This window comes from Pseudanabaena biceps PCC 7429 (assembly GCF_000332215.1).
Classification (GTDB): Bacteria; Cyanobacteriota; Cyanobacteriia; order Pseudanabaenales; family Pseudanabaenaceae; genus Pseudanabaena; species Pseudanabaena biceps.
In genome coordinates, this window is the sequence record NZ_ALWB01000414.1 from 1 (window position 1) to 1678 (window position 1678).

2 protein-coding genes are annotated in these 1678 nt (G+C 42.3%); one reads left to right on the forward strand and one right to left on the reverse strand.

The genetic code is table 11. From position 1 onward, the window contains the following. Positions 1-262: 262 nt before the first annotated feature. Complete coding sequence (locus PSE7429_RS24035; protein WP_009629779.1) at positions 263-1069, reverse strand: DUF928 domain-containing protein; 807 nt, start codon at positions 1067-1069, stop codon at positions 263-265. 340 nt (positions 1070-1409) lie between these two features. On the opposite strand from PSE7429_RS24035, the gene petN reads away from it, so the two are divergent. Beyond that, positions 1410-1499 (forward strand): cytochrome b6-f complex subunit PetN, encoded by a 90-nt coding sequence (petN, locus tag PSE7429_RS27665; protein WP_071590200.1) that lies wholly within the window; start codon positions 1410-1412, stop codon positions 1497-1499. Positions 1500-1678: the final 179 nt, after the last annotated feature.

The window sequence follows — 1678 nt, forward strand, 5'->3', positions numbered from 1 at the left end:
TATAATCTGTTCAACCGTAAAATCACTGTAAGCCATAGTTTTATAGTTTTCTTTCTCTATAGTGAATCAACCGTAGGATGGGTTACGCTGTCGCTAACCCATCATTTGCGCTTAAGAAACCATTTAAGAATTACCTTTTGCGGTCAAAAACCCTAAGAGATCCCCCTCAATCCCCTTAAAAGGGGAGGAATTTAATTCTCCCCCCTTTTTAAGGGGGGCTGGGGGGATCTATCCAATTCTTAAATGGTTTCTTAATTCAAAGTTATAAAGCTTGCTTTTGTAAAATCAAAGCATAGGGAAGAACCTTATCCAAACTGGCGGATTTTAGTAAAGCAGTCCATTCTTCTGATGCTTCAGGGTCACTCGGTACGGTTAGCTGGGTTTCGGCTAAGGTTTGCAACGTTTCAAACCAAATCCCCTGATTAGCTAATAGCGCGGCACGCTCTATCGGTTGCGATATTTTTTGGAGCTTTGTCGCTAACTGCTGATCTGGTAAAACCCGTTGCATCTTACCCTGCACCGTCTTATTTCCGTTCACAGGATCTTTCTTGGCGATGATGGTAAATCTCCAAGTATAGATTTTACCAACCTCTAAGCTGGGGGCTTCATTAGGGATTTTTAGCGCCACGATTCCCGCATCATTATTGAGGGTAAAAGTTTTGGTATAAATTTGTTTTTTCTGAGATTCGGGGAAAGTGTTCTCGGCATCGGGTTGGGGTAGGGTAGGAATATCCTCAGACAAAGTAAACTTGACCGAACCAGCAATGGGGGGAGTGAGGAAATAAAGGGTGGGACGTTCTGAGATTGTCCGAGGTATTGGTTTATTCTCGGCTAATAAGTCGGGTATCAGAGCAATTAGGCAACCATCTTGACAAATGCTGCGGGTGATTCCCGATGCAGAAGTTTTAGGGGCATCAAGATCGCTAGGCGGTACGTAACGTACTCGCCGTGATTGCGCCTGTACCGAGGGGGCTAGGGATAGGGATAGGGCAATTGCTGCATTTATCGCTAAGCAAGAGCAGAAGGATGCTAGAAAGAATTTTTTTAAGAATTTTTTTGGTAAAAACATAATGCGATCGCCTCTAAAAAAGTTCGCTTTAAGAATCGTAAATGAACGGTCAGGGATTGGGCTGTGATTTTGCAGGGATTGGTTAGTGATTTTGCGGGGATTGGGCTGTGATTGGCAAGCGTAGTATGACGTTTCAGAGATCTTAATGGCGCGATAGTAAGATGCGAGCTAGGATATCGATCTGGGATAGCGAACTAGGATATTTAGTTAAGTAATTAATTAAGAATGCAACTTCTCTCAAAAAGTTGCTACGGACATTCGACGGAATATTTCCATCCCGTTTGGCACGGCAAAGCGTATTATATTATTTAGAAAAACTTATTTAAACTGTTATAAAAACATGGATATATTGTCATTAGGTTGGTTTAGTGTACTCGGTATGTTCACACTTTCGATCGCTTTTGTTGTATGGGGACGTAACGGGCTATAGAGCCATTAGCCTTTATTGGTAAAGCAAATTTAAATAGCTTTGAGTAAAGGGGTTGCAGCGCAAAGCGCTGCAACCCCTTTACTCAATTCATGACCTAGTAAGGCTTCTCAAAGCTCAAGGTTTGCTTATAGCGCATTGCGCTCAAACCCAAACCAAGGAAATTTTTGAAAGCGTTGCTT